This window comes from uncultured Pseudomonas sp. (assembly GCF_913777995.1).
Taxonomy (GTDB): Bacteria; Pseudomonadota; Gammaproteobacteria; order Pseudomonadales; family Pseudomonadaceae; genus Aquipseudomonas.
This window is the reverse complement of record NZ_CAJYVE010000014.1, coordinates 16171-31811: the sequence shown is the minus strand read 5'-3', so window position 1 is coordinate 31811 and position 15641 is coordinate 16171. Positions and strand designations below refer to the sequence as shown.

The 15641-nt window shown below is 63.5% G+C and carries 17 protein-coding genes and 1 tRNA gene; 6 read left to right on the top strand and 12 right to left on the bottom strand.

Going from position 1 to position 15641, the window contains the following annotated elements; translation table 11 throughout:
- Positions 1 to 33 precede the first annotated feature (33 nt).
- From QZ497_RS05995 to gcvH, 5 genes are all read left to right on the top strand, one after another.
- Entirely contained in the window at positions 34 to 1260 is a 1227-nt protein-coding gene (locus tag QZ497_RS05995) for a 2-octaprenyl-3-methyl-6-methoxy-1,4-benzoquinol hydroxylase (RefSeq protein ID WP_295472141.1), read from the top strand.
- Positions 1261 to 1379: 119 nt separating this feature from the next.
- Positions 1380 to 2381 (top strand): extracellular solute-binding protein, encoded by a 1002-nt coding sequence (locus QZ497_RS05990; protein WP_295472139.1) that lies wholly within the window; start codon positions 1380 to 1382, stop codon positions 2379 to 2381.
- Between the two features lie 127 nt (positions 2382 to 2508).
- A complete protein-coding gene (locus tag QZ497_RS05985; protein ID WP_295472138.1) occupies positions 2509 to 4131 on the top strand; it encodes an iron ABC transporter permease in 1623 nt (540 codons plus the stop codon).
- A gap of 209 nt (positions 4132 to 4340) precedes the next feature.
- A complete protein-coding gene (gene gcvT / locus QZ497_RS05980; RefSeq protein ID WP_295472137.1) occupies positions 4341 to 5423 on the top strand; it encodes a glycine cleavage system aminomethyltransferase GcvT in 1083 nt (360 codons plus the stop codon).
- A 45-nt stretch (positions 5424 to 5468) separates the two neighbouring features.
- The gene (gene gcvH / locus QZ497_RS05975; protein ID WP_295472135.1) at positions 5469 to 5855 is read left to right on the top strand and encodes a glycine cleavage system protein GcvH; all 387 of its coding nucleotides are present in this window, start codon (positions 5469 to 5471) and stop codon (positions 5853 to 5855) included.
- Positions 5856 to 5916: 61 nt separating this feature from the next.
- Here the strand turns inward: gcvH and QZ497_RS05970 are convergent, their stop codons facing one another.
- From QZ497_RS05970 to QZ497_RS05960, 3 genes are all read right to left on the bottom strand, one after another.
- On the bottom strand, positions 5917 to 6234 hold the full coding sequence (locus QZ497_RS05970) for a DUF2388 domain-containing protein (RefSeq protein WP_295472133.1): 318 nt from the start codon (positions 6232 to 6234) through the stop codon (positions 5917 to 5919).
- A gap of 95 nt (positions 6235 to 6329) precedes the next feature.
- A complete protein-coding gene (locus tag QZ497_RS05965; RefSeq protein WP_295472131.1) occupies positions 6330 to 8114 on the bottom strand; it encodes a GspE/PulE family protein in 1785 nt (594 codons plus the stop codon).
- Positions 8115 to 8237: 123 nt separating this feature from the next.
- Positions 8238 to 8573 (bottom strand): hypothetical protein, encoded by a 336-nt coding sequence (locus QZ497_RS05960; RefSeq protein WP_295472130.1) that lies wholly within the window; start codon positions 8571 to 8573, stop codon positions 8238 to 8240.
- A gap of 127 nt (positions 8574 to 8700) precedes the next feature.
- Between QZ497_RS05960 and QZ497_RS05955 the strand changes: the two genes are divergently transcribed.
- The gene (locus QZ497_RS05955; RefSeq protein WP_295472128.1) at positions 8701 to 9177 is read left to right on the top strand and encodes an Lrp/AsnC family transcriptional regulator; all 477 of its coding nucleotides are present in this window, start codon (positions 8701 to 8703) and stop codon (positions 9175 to 9177) included.
- A 33-nt stretch (positions 9178 to 9210) separates the two neighbouring features.
- Here QZ497_RS05955 and QZ497_RS05950 read toward each other — a convergent pair whose 3' ends face one another.
- The 9 genes from QZ497_RS05950 to mutY all read right to left on the bottom strand — a co-directional run bounded on the left by QZ497_RS05950 (position 9211) and on the right by mutY (position 15628).
- Positions 9211 to 9702, bottom strand: a complete 492-nt coding sequence (locus QZ497_RS05950) for a hypothetical protein (RefSeq protein ID WP_295472126.1) — start codon at positions 9700 to 9702, stop codon at positions 9211 to 9213.
- Positions 9703 to 9809: 107 nt separating this feature from the next.
- Complete coding sequence (locus QZ497_RS05945; RefSeq protein ID WP_295472124.1) at positions 9810 to 11648, bottom strand: hypothetical protein; 1839 nt, start codon at positions 11646 to 11648, stop codon at positions 9810 to 9812.
- Positions 11649 to 11661: 13 nt separating this feature from the next.
- The gene (locus QZ497_RS05940) at positions 11662 to 12342 is read right to left on the bottom strand and encodes a hypothetical protein (RefSeq protein WP_295472122.1); all 681 of its coding nucleotides are present in this window, start codon (positions 12340 to 12342) and stop codon (positions 11662 to 11664) included.
- Positions 12339 to 12767 (bottom strand): hypothetical protein, encoded by a 429-nt coding sequence (locus QZ497_RS05935; protein WP_295472121.1) that lies wholly within the window; start codon positions 12765 to 12767, stop codon positions 12339 to 12341. Before QZ497_RS05935 ends, QZ497_RS05940 begins: the two co-directional genes overlap by 4 nt.
- On the bottom strand, positions 12742 to 13215 hold the full coding sequence (locus tag QZ497_RS05930; protein WP_295472119.1) for a type II secretion system protein: 474 nt from the start codon (positions 13213 to 13215) through the stop codon (positions 12742 to 12744). The genes QZ497_RS05935 and QZ497_RS05930 overlap by 26 nt, the downstream gene beginning before the upstream one ends.
- Positions 13212 to 13664, bottom strand: coding sequence for a type IV pilin protein (locus QZ497_RS05925; protein WP_295472117.1), 453 nt, complete (start codon positions 13662 to 13664; stop codon positions 13212 to 13214). The genes QZ497_RS05930 and QZ497_RS05925 overlap by 4 nt, the downstream gene beginning before the upstream one ends.
- 451 nt (positions 13665 to 14115) lie before the next feature.
- Positions 14116 to 14191, bottom strand: a tRNA-Phe gene (locus QZ497_RS05920).
- Between the two features lie 100 nt (positions 14192 to 14291).
- Positions 14292 to 14564, bottom strand: coding sequence for an oxidative damage protection protein (locus QZ497_RS05915; RefSeq protein WP_295472115.1), 273 nt, complete (start codon positions 14562 to 14564; stop codon positions 14292 to 14294).
- Positions 14561 to 15628: an A/G-specific adenine glycosylase gene (gene mutY, locus QZ497_RS05910; protein ID WP_295472303.1), complete on the bottom strand. Its 1068-nt coding sequence runs from the start codon at positions 15626 to 15628 to the stop codon at positions 14561 to 14563. Before mutY ends, QZ497_RS05915 begins: the two co-directional genes overlap by 4 nt.
- Positions 15629 to 15641 lie beyond the last annotated feature (13 nt).

Here is a 15641-nt window from a genome sequence, read left to right as displayed (position 1 = left end):
AAAGCCTGTTTTTCTAGAAGAGTGATCTGAACCATGGAAACCCGTGCGGATGTGCTGATCGTCGGAGCCGGTATGGTCGGCAGTGCTCTGGCCCTGGCCTTGCAAGGCAGCGGCCTGGACGTACTGGTGGTCGACGGTGGTGCGCTGAGCGTCAAGCCGTTCGACCCGCAGGCCGCCTTCGAACCGCGGGTCAGCGCCCTGTCGGCGGCCAGCCAGCGCATTCTCGAACGCCTCGGGGCCTGGGAAGGCATCGCCGCGCGCCGGCTCAGCCCCTACAGCCAGATGCAGGTGTGGGACGGCAGCGGCACCGGGCAGATCCACTTCTGCGCCTCCAGCGTGCATGCCGAAGTGCTGGGCCATATCGTCGAGAACCGGGTCATCCAGGACGCCTTGCTCGAACGCCTGCACGACAGTGACATCGGCCTGCTGGGCGAGGCGCGCCTGGAGCAGTTGCGCCACTCCGGCGATGACTGGCTGCTGACCCTGGCCGATGGCCGCCAGCTGCGCGCGCCGCTGGTGATCGGCGCCGACGGTGCGCACTCGGCGATTCGCCGACTCAGTGGCACGCCGACCCGCGAATGGGATTACCTGCACCACGCCATCGTCACCAGCGTACGCACTGCCGAACCTCATGGGCGCACGGCCTGGCAACGCTTCACCGACGACGGCCCGCTGGCCTTCCTGCCGCTGGAGCGCGAGGGCGAGCACTGGTGTTCCATCGTCTGGTCAGTGACCCCGGCCCAGGCTGATCGCCTCATGTCGCTGGACAGCGGCGCGTTCTGCCAGGCCCTGGAACGCGCTTTCGAAGGTCGCTTGGGCAAGGTTCTGGGCTGCGACCCGCGCCTGTGCGTGCCGCTACGCCAGCGTCATGCCAAGCGCTACGTCGCCCGCGGCCTGGCGCTGATCGGCGATGCCGCGCACACCATTCACCCGTTGGCCGGGCAAGGCGTGAACCTCGGCTTCCTGGATGCCGCCGTACTCGCCGAGGTGTTGCTGCATGCCGCTGCGCGTGGCGAGAACCTTGCCGACGAGCGTGTGCTGGCGCGCTATGAGCGGCGACGCATGCCGCACAACCTGAGCCTGATGGCGGCGATGGAGGGCTTCCAGCGCCTGTTCCAGGCCGACCGCCTGCCAATTCGCTGGTTGCGCAACACCGGGTTGAAGGTGGTCAACGACCTGCCGGAGGTCAAGGCGCTGTTCGTGCGTGAAGCGCTGGGCCTGAGTGGCGACATGCCCGAGCTGGCCAAGGTCGCGAACTGAGACGAAAGACGCTCCATCAGCTTGTAATATCTGGTTACGCCTCGGCACCGGCTTCGATTGAGGTGGTTAATGGGATTCACTACCATTTCGCCCTCTCATCCGAAACCAGAGACTTCCCCATGCAGGCAAGCAAGCATCTCCTGGCCGCCCTGACCTTGGCGCTGCTCGTTCCGGCGGCCCAGGCGGCCGACGAGGTGGTGGTGTACTCGTCGCGCATCGACGAACTGATCAAGCCTGTGTTCGATGCCTATACCGCCAAGACCGGTGTGCAGATCAAGTTCATCACCGACAAGGAAGCGCCCTTGATGCAGCGCATCAAGGCCGAGGGCCAGAACGGCGTGGCCGACCTGCTGCTGACCGTGGACGCCGGCAACCTCTGGCAGGCCGAGCAGATGGGCATCCTGCAGCCGTTCACCTCCAAGGTGATCGACGACAACATCCCGCCACAGTACCGATCCTCGACCCATGCCTGGACCGGCCTGAGCCTGCGTGCGCGGACCATCGCCTACTCCACCGCGCGGGTCAAACCCGAAGAACTGACCACCTACGAGGCGCTGGCCGACAAGAACTGGGAAGGCCGCCTGTGCCTGCGTACGGCCAAGAAGGTCTACAACCAGTCGCTGACCGCGACCCTGATCGAGACTCATGGTGCCGAAGCGACCGAGAAGATCCTCAAGGGCTGGGTCAACAACCTGTCCACCGACGTGTTCTCCGACGACATCGCCGTATTGCAGGCCATCGATGCCGGGCAGTGTGACGTGGGCATCGTCAACAGCTACTACTACGGTCGCCTGCATGCCGAGAACCCCAAGCTGGGCGTCAAGCTGTTCTGGCCGAACCAGGCCGACCGTGGCGTGCACGTCAACCTTTCGGGCATCGGCCTGACCCGTCACGCGCCCCACCCCGAAGCGGCCAAGGCCCTGGTGGAATGGATGACCGGCCCTGAAGCCCAGGCGATCTTCGCCGGGGTGAACCAGGAGTTCCCGGCCAACCCGAAAGTACCACCGAGTGCAGAAGTGGCCGGCTGGGGTTCGTTCAAGGCCGACACCATTCCCGTGGAAGTGGCCGGCAAGCGTCAGGCCGAAGCCATCCGCATGATGGATCGCGTGGGCTGGAATTGATTTAATGCCCATACAGGTCAGTTAGACCGGTAGGAGCGGCCCAGCTGACCCGTACCGGATTTAATGTTCGCCCTGCAAACCCCAGGCCGCGCCTGGGGTTTCGGTTCCTTTGCGCAGAGATTCCCACTTGGCTCATCCCGCCCAACGTCGCTGGTATCCCCTGGTTCTGGCCGTCGCCGCGTTGGTGCTGCTGCCCCTCAGCGTACTGTTGCTGTCCTGGGAAAGCATCGACCGGGAAATCTGGTCGCACTTGCTCGACACCCAGATGAGCCGCCTGCTGGGCAATACTTTCACCCTGGTGCTGGGCGTGGGTGTGGGCGTCACCCTGCTCGGAGTCAGCCTGGCCTGGCTCACCAGCCTCTGCGAGTTTCCTGGCCGGCGTTGGCTCGACTGGGCGCTGATGCTGCCGTTTGCCATACCGGCCTACGTGCTGGCTTTCGTGTTCGTCGGCCTGCTGGACTTTGCCGGCCCGGTGCAGACTCTGCTACGGGAGTGGTTCGGCAATGGCGTGCGCCTGCCGCGTGTGCGCTCCACCGGCGGGGTGATTCTGGTGCTGGTGCTGGTCTTCTACCCCTACGTGTACCTGCTGGCGCGCACCGCGTTCCTGGCCCAGGGCAAGGGCCTCATGGAGGCGGCGCGGATTCTCGGCCTGTCACCGCTGCAGGCGTTCTGGCGGGTAGCGCTGCCCATGGCGCGTCCGGCCATCGGTGCCGGGGTGGCGCTGGCGCTGATGGAAACCCTGGCCGATTTCGGTGCGGTTTCAGTCTTCAACTTCGACACCTTCACCACGGCAATCTACAAGACCTGGTATGGCTTCTTCAGCCTCTCCAGTGCGGCGCAGCTGGCCAGCCTGCTGCTGCTCGGGGTCGTGTTCGTGCTGTACGGCGAGCGGCGCCTGCGCGGCAGCCAGCGCGCAGCCAACGAGCGGCCACGCGGCGCAGCACTGTATCGGTTGCGGGGCCTGAAGGCGCTGGCGGCCAGTGGCTGGTGCCTGCTGGTGTTCATCTGCGCCTTTGCCGTGCCGATGCTGCAACTGGTGGTGTGGGTCTGGCAGCGTGGGCGCTTCGACCTTGACGAGCGTTATACCGGGCTGGTGATGCACACCTTGTATCTGGGCAGTGTTGCGGCATTGCTCACCGTCAGCGTGGCCCTGCTGCTGGCTTTTGCCCGGCGTCTGGCGCCGACCCCCGTGATCAATGCCGGCGTCGGTCTGGCCAACCTGGGCTACGCCTTACCCGGCTCGGTCCTGGCGGTGTCGATCATGCTCGCCTTCAGCTACCTGGACCGCAGTCTGGTGGTGCCTCTCTCATCGTGGCTGGGCGGGGCCGGCAAGCCGCTGTTGCTGGGCAGTCTCTCGGCGCTGCTGCTGGCTTACCTGGTGCGCTTCATGGCGGTTGCCTATGGGCCGCTGGAAAGCAGCCTGGCGAAGATCCGTCCATCGCTGCCGGAGGCGGCGCGCAGCCTGGGCGCCAGCGGGCCGCGACTGTTCTTCGGGGTCTACCTGCCCCTGCTGCTGCCCGGCGCGCTGAGTGCCGCGCTGCTGGTGTTCGTCGATGTGCTCAAGGAAATGCCGGCCACCCTGCTGATGCGTCCGTTCGGCTGGGACACCCTGGCCGTGCGCATCTTCGAGATGACCAGCGAGGGCGAGTGGGCCCGTGCCGCACTGCCGGCGCTGACCCTGGTGCTGGTCGGGCTGCTGCCGGTCATTGGCCTGATCCGGCGCTCGGCGCGCCAGGTCAGCGAGCGCTAGCCAGCCGACCTGCTGGCCGGATGAAATGACACAGCGTGTTTCATCGTCCGTTCAGCGGGTGCGGGCACCTCGTCATGCGGCTACAATGCGCCGCAATCGGTGCGGGCCGCTGTCGTGCCGACAGGCTTTGTTCACTCAGGCCCCATGTCATGGAGGGCTGTCGGCCAGCCTTGAGCCCGCATCTTCGCCACGCCCGTAAGGAGACACCCATGGGACAGCGTACCCCCCTGTTTGACCTGCACCTCGCGCTGGGTGCGAAAATGGTCGACTTCGGTGGCTGGGACATGCCGTTGCATTATGGATCGCAGGTCGAAGAGCACCATCAGGTGCGTCGTGACTGCGGCGTTTTCGACGTCTCGCACATGCGTGTGATCGACGTCACCGGCAGCCAGGCCAAGGCCTGGCTGCGTTACCTGCTGGCCAACGACGTCGGCCGCCTGCAGGAAAGCGGTCGCGCGCTGTACAGCGCCATGCTCGACGATGAGGCCGGGATCATCGATGACCTGCTGGTCTACCTGACACCGGCTGGCTATCGCCTGGTGGTCAACGCCGCAACCGGTGCCAAGGACCTGGCCTGGATGCGCAGCCGGCAGGCCGGCTTCGAGGTGACCATCACCGAGCGCCCCGACGTATCCATGCTCGCCATTCAGGGGCCGCACGCCCGCCAGCGCATTGCCGAGCTAGTGTCCAGCCAGCGCGCCGAACTGATCCGCCGCCTCAAGCCCTTCGAAGGCCACGAAGACAACGGCTGGTTCATCGCGCGCACCGGCTACACCGGCGAGGATGGCCTGGAGATCATCCTGCCTGCCGATCAGGCGCCGGCCTTCTTCAACGACCTGGTCGGCGCTGGCATCGCGCCCATCGGCCTCGGTGCGCGCGACACCCTGCGCCTTGAGGCGGGCATGAATCTGTATGGTCAGGACATCGACGAACAGGTCTCGCCACTGGAGTCGAACATGGCCTGGAGCGTGGCCTGGGAGCCGGCCGAGCGCGACTTCATCGGCCGCCGTGTCCTGGAGCAGCGGCGTGAGCGCGGTGCGGCACTGAAGCTGGTGGGTCTGGTGCTGGAAGAGCGCGGGGTGCTGCGCGCGCATCAGGTGGTGCGGGTGGCGCAGGTGGGTGACGGTGAGATCACCAGTGGCAGTTTTTCTCCTACGCTAAGCAAGTCCATCGCCCTGGCGCGTGTACCGGTGGCCACCGCCGATCGCGCCGAAGTGGAGATTCGTGGCAAGTGGTACCCGGTGCGGGTGGTGCAGCCAAACTTCGTGCGACATGGCAAAGTGTTGATCTAATTTACTGCGGGTTACCGCTGACCTGATGATTCTGAGGAGCACCCTATGAGCAATTTCCCCGCTGAACTGCGTTACGCCGAGAGCCACGAGTGGGCGCGCCTGGAAGCCGACGGCACGGTGACCGTGGGCATCTCCGATCACGCGCAGCAGGCGCTGGGCGACGTGGTCTTCGTCGAACTGGCCGAAGTCGGCAAGGTGTTCGCTGCGGGTGATACCGCCGGTGTGGTGGAGTCGGTGAAGGCTGCCTCGGACATCTACTCGCCCGTGGCCGGCGAAGTCATCGCGGTCAATGAAGAGCTGAGCGACAGCCCTGAGCTGCTCAACGAAGAGCCCTACAGCGCCTGGATCTTCAAGCTCAAGCCGGCGAATGCCGAAGCCGACCTGGCCAAGCTGCTCGATGCGGCGGGTTACCAGGCCGCCGTAAGCGAATAAGGCGTTACAGGAAAAACAATGCCGCTCTCGATGAGCGGCATTTTTTTATCCGGCGCAAGCCTTACTCCTGGGCGACGGCATTGCGCGCCAGGATGGCGTTGGCCAGGTCCATGTCGCTGGCCTTCAGGTCTGGGTTGTCCTGGCGAACCTGGGCGATGGCCGCTTCAAGGAACGGGCCGCGGATATCACCGTTGCTGGCCACGAAGCTGCCGGCGTCGTCCTGCGCAGCAGCGACCAGCTTGTGGTCCTTGAAGGTCAGGTAGGTGGAAGCGGTGGTGGCGCCGGACGACAGCACGTCACGCCAGAAACCATCGGCCATGGCCGAACCGAAGGGCAGGGAAAGCAGAGCACAGGTGGCGACAGCGAGCTTGAGACGCATGGTGTGGTACTCCAAGTGTGAGTGTTTCGAATAACTTTGAGAGCCCAGGCTCCCGTGTAGTTCCTTCGTGTGGTGCCTTCCTGTCGTCGAGCGCCTCAATGCTGTTCGCTGTGCGGCGTGACCCGCAGCACCTCGTCCATGGTGGTCAGCCCGGCAGAGACCTTCAGCGCGCCTGACAGGCGCAGGCTGCGCATGCCTTCCTTGAACGCCTGGCGGCGCATGGCGTTGAGGTCCAGGTCGGCGGTCACCAGGCTCTTGATCGGGTCGGTCATCAGCATGATCTCGTACACCCCCGCGCGGCCCCGGTAGCCGGTATCACGACATTCCACGCAGCCCACGGCGCGATGTGCACCGCTGGGCACCGGCGCCTGCCAGGGCCGCGTGAGCACCTGCCAGTCGGCCTCGTCAAGGCTTACCGGCGCCTTGCAGTGCGGGCACAGGGTGCGCACCAGGCGCTGGGCCATCACCCCGAGGATGGTGGCCTTGAGCAGATAGGGCGGCACACCCAGTTCCAGCAGGCGGCTGATGGCGCTGGGCGCGTCGTTGGTGTGCAGGGTGGAAAGCACCAGGTGGCCGGTCAGCGCGGCCTGGATAGCCATCTCGGCGGTCTCCAGGTCACGGATCTCGCCGATCATGATGATGTCCGGGTCCTGCCGCATCAGCGCCCTGACCCCACTGGCGAAGGTCAGGTCGATGTTGTGCTGCACCTGCATCTGGTTGAACGCCGGCTCGACCATCTCGATGGGGTCCTCGATGGTGCACAGGTTGACCTCGCTGGTCGCCAGCTGCTTGAGCGTGGTGTACAGCGTGGTGGTCTTGCCTGAACCGGTCGGCCCGGTGACCAGGATGATGCCATTGGGCTGGCGGGTCATGCCCTGCCAGCGGCGCAGGTCGTCGCTGGAGAACCCCAGCTGGTCGAAGTCCTTGAGCAGCACCTCGGGGTCGAAGATCCGCATCACCAGCTTTTCGCCGAAGGCGGTGGGCAGGGTCGACAGACGCAGCTCCACCTCGTTGCCTTCCGGCGTGCTGGTCTTGACCCGGCCGTCCTGGGGTTTGCGCTTCTCCGCCACGTTCATGCGCCCCAGGCTCTTCAGGCGGCTGACCACCGCCATGGTGACTTGCGGCGGGAACTGATAGACGTTGTGCAGCACGCCGTCGATACGAAAGCGTACCGTGCCGTTCTCGCGGCGTGGCTCGATGTGGATATCGCTGGCGCGTTGCTGGAAGGCGTACTGGAACAGCCAGTCGACGATGGTGACGATATGCGCATCGTTGGCATCCGGCTCCTGGTCACTGGCGCCCAGCTTGAGCAACTGCTCGAAGTTGCCCAGGTTGCTGGTTTTCTGTTCGGTGGCCGTCGCGCCGCTGACCGAGCGGGTCAGGCGGAAGAATTCCACCGTCATGCGCTGGATGTCCATGGGGTTGGCCACTACGCGCTTGATCGGCAGCTTCAGCACGTGGGACAGGTCTGGCTCCCAGGAGCGCACATAGGGCTGGGCACTGGCGATGGTCACCGCCTCGCGGTCGACGGCCACGGCGAGGATCTTGTGGCGCTGGGCGAAGGCGTAGGACATCAGCGGGGTGACCGCCGCCACGTTGATCTTCAGCGGGTCGATGCGCATGTAGGGCTGCCCGCACTGCTCGGCCAGCCAGGCCGTGAGGGTTTCCAGGTCGAGCTTACGCCCGGGTCGCTTGAGGTCCTCAAGCTGTTGGTTGGCGAGGAACTCCAGCGGGTGCAGCTGGATATTCGCGGTGGTGCGGCGCTGGGTGACGGCCGTCTCGGCGTCGCTCTGGCTCAAGTGGCCCTGAGCGACCAGATCGTGCAGCAGATCATTGAGGTCGAGCCAGCGATCCGCGGAAGTGGGAGCGTGAACAACCATGCAGGTTCCTTCGGCGAGTCAGGTGTAGATCACTGAGGCAGTGAGCAAGCGTAGACCCCAAGCGTGCCAGTGTTGCTCGCGAGTGTGAACAGGCATTTCTTTCGCAGCCGGCCGGCCGAGGCCTCAACCACAGGCTTGGGCGAGCACTGGCAGAGGTTGCAGAAGGTTCAGCTGGACCTCGTCGACATCGATCAGGTTGCGCATTTTTTCAGCGATGACCTGCGCGCGATGCCAGCTCAGGCCATCGACCTGCACCTCGGCCTCCAGCCCGTCGGCATCGCGCAATACCTGCACCTGGCAAGGCACCAGGTACTGCATGGCGAACAGGTTTAGCACCTGGCAAAGCAGGGCGGGCCGGGCTTCGGCGCGGATGCGGTACTGCACCTGGCAGGATGCGTTGGCGGCTGCCCAGGTGTCCGGGCGGGTGGTGTGCAGCGGCAGGGCGTCTGATGGGTTCATGCACGGATCTCCTGAGCAAGTGCAGAAATTCTTGCATGGGGAACCGGGAAAAACTGGTCTAAGATCCTGCCTTTCTAGATGTTTTTGGATAGATCAATCTTTGATTGGCTGGTTTGGAGAATTATCAATGCCCGTTGAGCTGGATGCCTATGATCGAAAGATCCTGACACTGCTGCAGGACGACGCTTCGCTGTCCAGCGCCCAGGTGGCCGAGCAGGTGGGGTTGTCGCAGTCGCCCTGTTGGCGCCGTATCCAGCGCCTCAAGGACGAGGGAGTGATCCGGCGCCAGGTGACCTTGCTGGACCGCAAGAAGATCGGCCTGGACACGCAGATCTTCGCGCAGGTGAAGCTCAACGCCCATGGCCGCTCCAACTTCGCCGAGTTCACCGAGGCGATCCGCGAGTTTCCCGAGGTGTTGGAGTGCTACGTGCTGATGGGCGCCGTGGACTTCCTGCTGCGCATCGTGACCTCGGATATCGAGGCCTACGAGAAGTTCTTCTTCGAGAAGCTGTCGCTGGTGCCGGGCATCCAGGAAGTGAACTCCGTGGTGGCACTGTCGGAAATCAAGTCGACCACCCACCTGCCGCTGGGGCGTGGCGGCTAGGCGGCGTCAGCGGCAGGGCGGTGGCTTTGCGGCTCAACGCCCGCGACGCAGGCTCTCGTTGCGCATCACCAGCAGGTCCGAGGCCTTCTGGTAATCGGCCTGGAAGGCCGGGGTGCCGATCCACTCCAGGGCGGTGTCTTCGTCCTCGTTGTGGAACAGGGCGCGGTAGGTGATCAGCAGGCCCATCATGAAGTCGGTGGCCTGCTCGCCGTCTTCTTCGGCCAGCACCAGTTCCAGCACCGGGTACTGCAGGAACACCGCGCACAGGGCGATCTGGCTGATGGCCTCGGCCTGATGCATGGCTTCGAACAGGTCCTCGTAGTCGGCCGGGTCGAAGCCATTCTCGACCAGGTCCTGGAAGTCGAAGGTGCTCAGGTCGATCTTCACGTCATCGAACGGCTGATCGACCAGCGGTGAGTCGAACAGCGAATGCACTGACTTCTTCGGCTTCTGGCCGGAGCGGTTCTGCTTGGCCTTGAGTTTCGCGCGCTGGGCGCGCTTTTGCTGTTTGTCTGGCGAAGCCATGGGGTGTCCTTGGAATACGGTGTGGCGTGGGCGGCCATTGAAACGCAAGGCGCGGCAAAACCCAAGCCTTACCAATGCTGCCTGTGCGAGCCTGAGGCCGTGTGAGGTCAAAGATGCCTGGCCCATTTGACCTGTGTGCCCCCCGAGCCGCTCGCCCCTGGGTTGGGAATGGCGGGGGTATAGGTACTTGGCATATTGCTCAGGTCGATCGTGGTAGAGCCTTCCCAGGCGTTGTTCTTCGAGTTTCCTTGCCCCGCAGCGGAAATGTAACCGTGCACGGTGCTACTGCCATTGGTCAGAAAGGTGTCGCCGGCCAGGATTGAACCGGACACTTCGCTGGACGCCCCGAGTGAAATAACGCCGCCGCTGAACGTCGATCCTGTATAGAGCCCCGATAGGTACGCGATGTTGCCCAGTGCGTTGGACTTCAGTCGTGCATTGGTCTTGTCACAGAACGCGGTGGGGTAAAGGTTGGCAAAATCGGCCGTTCTGTAGCCGCTGGGATACTCGTTATTGCAGACGATGTTGTAGCCCGCGTAATTCAGCGACCAGAGCTTGTGATCGCCGGAGGTGCTGATATTTCCAGTTGCGATGACCGTGTTGTAGTAACGCCCGTTGGACATTTCCAGCGCTCCGCTGAACCACAGCACGCCGGGCGCAAGACTTTTTCCTGAAACTGTCCATTTGCCGCCGCTGTAGGTGATGCAGCCATTCGAGGTCGACTGGCCCTCGCACAATGTACGGACACCCTGAGGCGTCGCAGGCGCAGTGCAGTTGCCATTCGCGTCGGTGGCGGTGCACAGGAAATCGTTATAGCCCCTGTCGTTCTGGTACGCATATTTGCCCAGATAGTACACGCCGTCAGCGAGCCCGTTGATGCCGCTGACGGTCACGCGAATTTTGTTGTTCACGTATTCGAAGATGTAGTTGGCCGAGGACTTGTAGTCATTGGCGTCGATCTTCTGGCGTGCCACGGAAATCGGGTTCAGGGCTGTGAGGGTCGAGGCCGGCACCTGATTTGATACGTTGGCGCTCGGGCATCCGCTCAAGCCCTTGGCGTTGATCGCGTTGTACTGTCCCCACCACTGACTGGGGCAGGTCACGGTAGCGCCGCTGTTTACCAGCTTGGTCGTCGGCCAACCGCCAATGACAACGTTGCCGATGGCATTGATTTCGTTTGTCGTGCCGTTACTGACGTTAACCGTCGCATTGGTTTTCAGCGAGCCTTGGGTTCCTCCGCTGGAGTTGGTGATATCTCTGACCGCCGAGCCTTTGCTGACGCTGGCAGAACCCGAGAGCGTCAGTGTGCCGTTGGCAAACACTTCGGTCACCTGAATGCCGCCCGAAATCGAGATGTTTCCCGATGTCTCCAGATTGGTCAGGCCAGTCACCGAGCCAGAAAGGTTGGCGTCGCCGTCGACTGAAAATTTGGTGTTTTGCAAGCCCGTGAAGTTGATCGAGCCAGTCAGGTTGAGCGTCTTCGCGAACTGGATAGTGGCGCCAGGTGTAGTCGTCCCGCCGCCGGCACTGCCCACCGCATAGATAGCGTTGATCGTGGAGCTGGCGGCGGCAGGCGAGTTGCCCGCGACATTGGCTGTCACGGTGAAGCCCATGTAGCCGGTGGTGGCGTCGTAGGGGTCAGACACCTTAATGCTCAAACCGCTGACGCTTGTCGCGAGACTCTGACCCCTGGGCAGGCTGCTCAGGTCATCCTTTTGGGCGGCATCCAGGTAGTTGCGCACCAGCTCCACCGCTTCCCACGCCTTCGATTCCGCAGCCACCGTGGCATGGCTCGCCATCTGCTGTTCCTGGGCGCTGCGGATGCTGTACATCATGCCCAGGGTGGTGACGGTCAGGGCCGTGCCGGTGAGGATCATGACCATCAGGGTCGCCATGCCGCGCTGGCGGCCGGGGGTGCGCGGCTGGGCGCGTCGGGAAGAAAGCATGGGCATGTTCCGGCTAGGTGCCTGGCACGAGGTTGGGCAGGCAGACATCGCTGGTGCTCTTCACGTAAGTCGTCGTGGATGCGCTGTTGCTGGCGTCCACCGAGCTGGTCACGGCATTCAGGGTGACCTTGATGCGCAGGGTGCTGATTGGGCTCGTCGCCTTGTTGAAGGGCCAACAGGCAGCCTGTACCACGGTGAAGAAATCGGCCGGCTGGTTGGCTTCGATCAGCGGGCTGGCGCTCCAGGTGGTGCTGTTCCATTGTGAGGTCGAAGTGCAGCCGCTGGCCCCCTGCAGGCGGCTGAGCTTGCCGTCCTGCACCAGCAGGCCCGCACAGCTGGCCGTTGCGGTGTTGGCGGTCTTGTAGCTCCATACCAGCGCATTACCGGTGCTGGCGGTGCCTGACAGCGTTCGTGCGCTGCCGGACAGGCTGCCATTGCTCAGGGCGGCATTGGCCAGGAGCTTGAAGCTGGCATCGGGCGTACCGCTGATCCAGAAACCGGCGTTGCTCATCTCCTGTTGTGCGGTGAGCAGCGCTGCGGCGATCTGCCCGTCCTGCCGGGAGTCCTGAATGGAGCGCACCGAGATGCCGACCATGTTCCGGTACAGCGAGAGCATGGCCAGCACGCTGAGCAGCGACAGCGTCATGCCCACCATCAGGCTGATCAGGCTGAAGCCGCCCGCAGGGCGTCTCACGTTTCGTCACCGACCCGGATGATGCCGCCGAACAGGCCGCTGTCAGTGCTGCGCGTGGTCAGCACCACAGTGCCGAGCGTACTGGTCGGAGTGGCAATGCTGACGCCGCCGATACTTACCCCAGCGGTGTCGGTGCAGGTGGCATTCAGCGGTATCGCTTCGGCCTGGATCGGCAGGACGACCCTGGCCTGGGCCGCGTCGGTGGAGCACAGGCCCTTGCCGTAGCGGACGATCAGCGCACGCATCTGGCTGACCGCGATGTTCTGCACCTTCATGTCGCGCTGGCTGACGGCAGCGCGGGAGGCCGCGTAGGTCATGCCCAGGCCGATGATCGACATCAGCACGATGCCGATCAACGACTCGAGCAGGATATCGCCGCGCTGACGCCGCGCCCCGGTCTTAGATGATCTCGACGGGAATCGCACTTTCGCTGCCTGCGGTCACGTTGATGGTGCTGGTCGCACAGGTGCTGCTGCCGTTGACCGGCAGGCCGCGGCTGTTGAAGGCGATACAGGTGAGGTTTGTGCCGCCGACCTGCAGGTTCGCCGAGGCGGGCAGGCTGGCCTGCCAGAGCACGCTGGTGTTCGAGGTGCAATCTAGGCTGGCCTGGTCGGCGAGGCTGAACAGCTTGAGGCTCTGCCCCGAGCGGCACAGTACTGCCGCTGGCGAGGTGCTTAGGGCGCCGCCAGGGTTGCGCAGGGCGGTGGCCTTGGCGCGGCTGATGCCTTGCTTGAGCAGGTTGGCCGCCTCGTTCTGCTGTGCGCTGTCGGTCCATGATTTGGTCAGCTGAGCACCGAAGGTCACCAGCAGACCGAAGATGGCGATGGCAATCATCAGCTCGATCAGGGTGAAGCCCTGCTGCCGAGCGATCACTGCCAGCTACCGTTGTAGCTGCTGCAACTGGCGATGGCGCGCACGTTGTCCTGGGTCAGGGTGATACTGCAGCCGTTGACCTTGCCGCTGGTGCCCAGGGCTTCCAGCTTGTAGGTGCTGGTGGTCGCGGTGACGATCTTGTAGGTGAAGCCGTCCTGGCTGGGTTGCCAGCCCGACGCGGTGCAGGTCGTGCTGCCACTGGCGGCCACGCAGCGGGTATCGGCGGTGTTGCTGGTGGTGGTGGTCGGGTAGCGCAGTTGCTTCTGGTAGAAGTTTTCCATGACCAGGCCCAGGGCGGCGAGGTCTGCTTGCGCGCCCTTGAGCTTGCTGCGCGTCATGTAGCTTTCGTAGGAAGGAATGGCAATGGCAGCGAGGATACCGACCACCGCGATGGCGATGAGCAGTTCGATGAGCGTAAAGCCCTGAAGTTTGACGCGCAGGGCACGCATGACGACAGACCATATCAAAATAATATTAGCGCGATGGTACACCACCATTCATCGCTTCGGAATATAGCCAGACTGAACTTTTCGGTGTTTGCGCTGTATGTGTGAAAAGTGGCGTCTCGTCTGTCGGGTATTTGACGGACGAACCCGGCGGCATTGGCTGGCGCGGTCTTTCAGTGCTGTCGAGAGCAGGAAGAATATAAAAGCAGAAAAGCTCTGGAAGTTATGGATCCAACTCTTCAGGGTGTTCAGTTTGAATAATTGGACATAATCAATCCCCGCCATAAGTTAGCGAGCCCTGCCGAGTGGTGCGAAGGTGCATTGATAACGGATTTGTATTCCTGGGGCGATGAGGGCGCTGGCAGTGCGGGGTGTTTTCTCGGGTAATAAAAAAACCCGCACAAGGCGGGCTTTTTTATCTATCAGGCAGTGCGTGCACTGCCTGATCTCAATGTGGTGCCCAGAGACGGAATCGAACCGCCGACACGGGGATTTTCAATCCCCTGCTCTACCGACTGAGCTATCTGGGCAACGGGGCGCATTAAAAGGGTTTTTCAGGAAAGCGTCAAGCAGGAATTGAAAAAAATCTGAATATTTTTCGGTGCTTACGCTTCCTGTGCAAAAAATGATCTATTTTTCCGGCGGAACGTAGCCTTCGGCTTTGGCGTATTCCTCGCCGGAAAAATACTTGTCCATCTCGGCCTGGAGGAATTTGCGGTCCTCGGCGTTCATCATGTTCAGGCGACGCTCGTTGATCAGCAGCGTCTGGTGCTTCTGCCAGTCGGCCCAGGCCTTCTGCGAGACGTGGTTGTAGATGTCCTCGCCTTTGGCGCCAGGGTAGGGTGGGCGCTCCAGGCCAGGCAGCTCTTCTTTGTACTTGCGGCACATTACGGTGCGGGTCATGACGACTCTCCTGCATTCAATACGTCGGCTGCGTGCTTGAGCAGCTTCTTCACCGGGGCGGCAAGGCCCAGGCGTGGCGGGGTGGCGAGGTTATACCAGAGCCAGTCGGCCTCGGCCACGCAGGGGCCGGCGTCCTGTACGCGGACCAGCCAGGGCTCGATGCTCAGCTGAAAGTGGCTGAAGGTGTGCAGCACGCCCGGCAATGCCTGCGAGCGGCCCATTTGCAGCGCGTGCTGGCTGGCCAGGTGCGGCAGATCATCCAGGCCGTCGAGTTCCGGCAGGCTCCACAGGCCGCCCCACAGCCCGGTGGAGGGGCGGCGATAGAGCAGGATCTCGCCGCGATCGTTGGCCAGCAGCGGCATCAGGGTGCGTTTCTGTGGGATCGCCTTGCGCGGCTTGGGCACCGGGTAGCGGGTTTCAAGGCCCAGCAGGTGCGCCTCGCAGCTGCGCTCCAGCGGGCACAGCAGGCAACTGGGCTTGCTGCGCGTGCACAGGGTCGCGCCGAGGTCCATCATTGCCTGGGTGTAGTGATTGGCGCGGGCGTGCGGCGTGTAGCGCTCGGCCACCGCCCACAGCTGGCGCGCCACCGCCGGCTCGCCGGGGTAGCCCTCCTGCGCCACGTAGCGGGCCAGCACGCGCTTGACGTTGCCGTCGAGGATCGGTGCGCGGATGCCCATGCTGATACTGGCGATGGCGCCTGCGGTGGAGCGGCCAATGCCCGGCAGTTCGGTGAGCTTCTCCACGTCGCGGGGGAATTCGCCCGCGTGCTCGGCCATGACGATCTTCGCGGTTTTCTGCAGGTTGCGGGCGCGGGTGTAATAGCCCAGCCCGGTCCACAGGTGCAGCACTTCGTCTTCCGGGGCTTCGGCAAGGTCCTTGACCGTGGGCAGGGCACTCATGAAACGGTCGAAGTAATTGAGCACCGTGCTCACTTGCGTTTGCTGCAGCATGATTTCCGACACCCAGACCCGGTACGGGTTGATGTCCTGCTGCCAGGGCAGGTCGTGGCGGCCATGGACGTCGAACCAGTCCAGCACCGCCTGGGAGAACTGCTCGGGCGGCAGGGCGTGTACAGCA

Coding starts and splice junctions, on each gene's coding strand:
- QZ497_RS05995 (WP_295472141.1), top strand. CDS start 34: ATGGAAACCCGTGCGGATGTGCTGATCGTCGGAGCCGGTATGGTCGGC.
- QZ497_RS05990 (WP_295472139.1), top strand. CDS start 1,380: ATGCAGGCAAGCAAGCATCTCCTGGCCGCCCTGACCTTGGCGCTGCTC.
- gcvT (WP_295472137.1), top strand. CDS start 4,341: ATGGGACAGCGTACCCCCCTGTTTGACCTGCACCTCGCGCTGGGTGCG.
- gcvH (WP_295472135.1), top strand. CDS start 5,469: ATGAGCAATTTCCCCGCTGAACTGCGTTACGCCGAGAGCCACGAGTGG.
- QZ497_RS05970 (WP_295472133.1), bottom strand. CDS start 6,234: ATGCGTCTCAAGCTCGCTGTCGCCACCTGTGCTCTGCTTTCCCTGCCC.
- QZ497_RS05965 (WP_295472131.1), bottom strand. CDS start 8,114: ATGGTTGTTCACGCTCCCACTTCCGCGGATCGCTGGCTCGACCTCAAT.
- QZ497_RS05960 (WP_295472130.1), bottom strand. CDS start 8,573: ATGAACCCATCAGACGCCCTGCCGCTGCACACCACCCGCCCGGACACC.
- QZ497_RS05955 (WP_295472128.1), top strand. CDS start 8,701: ATGCCCGTTGAGCTGGATGCCTATGATCGAAAGATCCTGACACTGCTG.
- QZ497_RS05950 (WP_295472126.1), bottom strand. CDS start 9,702: ATGGCTTCGCCAGACAAACAGCAAAAGCGCGCCCAGCGCGCGAAACTC.
- QZ497_RS05945 (WP_295472124.1), bottom strand. CDS start 11,648: ATGCTTTCTTCCCGACGCGCCCAGCCGCGCACCCCCGGCCGCCAGCGC.
- QZ497_RS05925 (WP_295472117.1), bottom strand. CDS start 13,664: ATGCGTGCCCTGCGCGTCAAACTTCAGGGCTTTACGCTCATCGAACTG.
- QZ497_RS05915 (WP_295472115.1), bottom strand. CDS start 14,564: ATGACCCGCACCGTAATGTGCCGCAAGTACAAAGAAGAGCTGCCTGGC.